Annotated in this window: 1 protein-coding gene; it reads right to left on the bottom strand. The window is 28.5% G+C overall.

Annotated features, from left to right (window positions below):
* Positions 1 to 482: 482 nt before the first annotated feature.
* Positions 483 to 952 (bottom strand): hypothetical protein (locus MJQ71_RS20810; RefSeq protein ID WP_238808870.1); only part of this gene is annotated, 470 nt, incomplete at its 5' end.

Genomic DNA, 952 nt, shown 5'->3' on the forward strand with positions numbered 1-952 from the left:
TTTCCAACGACCGCAAGCAAGATGCTTAGGATTGGATTTTGAGTTAATTAATAGATTTATCAAGCGTTTACTTGCTTGCTTTAGTTGGAGACCAAAGATTTTGAATAATTTTCTAATCAAATGTCCCCCAACAAATATAAGTACTAAGGATTAAAAATTAGCGAAACAGAAACGCATTTGTATTGTCGCAGGTAATTGTAAAGTGCTAATGAACTAAAAAAAATAGCGAAGTTTTCGAGAGTGATGGCTTGAAAACTTCGCATTGAAATTGTCGAAAGTGCCTGTGAGGGAAACTTGACAAACTAAAATTAATTAAAAACTTTTAAATTATCAAGTTTATGGAAAATAAAAAAATGACATATTTTGTCGATAAATGGAAGGTATTTAAAGCTAATCAAAGCAATGGAATGGTAAGTATCCCTATTTCATTTATGGATGATTTGATTTACGAGATAGTAAAAAAAACATTAAATGAGGAAATATCAAGACTGAACAATTCCAGTTCCAAGTAAACTTGCTACGTTTGCTGCTATACTTAGCAAATTGTCAAATATGGGCAGTTTGTTTTCTTTTGATGTTTGTATTGCTGATAGTAGTTCAGTGTAAGTGTCAACTAATTTTCCTTTAAATATTAATTCCATATCTTGATTATGGCTAATATTTTCAATCAAATTGTTAAGAGTTGATATTATTTCTTCTGATGTATTACTATGTGATATATTAATATTTGAATTATGACTACCTAAAATAGTATTTGTTGAGTTTAAATTTCCTATATTAAAAACATTACTTAGTGGCTTTTCTTTTTCATTTATAAATTCTGTGTAAGTTTTTTGTAAATACTTGAAATCATTTCCCTTTTTAGTTAAGGATATAGTTTGTTCTCGTGGCTCTCGATATGGAGAACCACTAATTTTTATTAAACAATTTGATTCTAACTCTAAAACAAGTT

Source organism: Emticicia aquatica (genome assembly GCF_923079645.1).
GTDB lineage: Bacteria > Bacteroidota > Bacteroidia > Cytophagales > Spirosomataceae > Emticicia > Emticicia aquatica.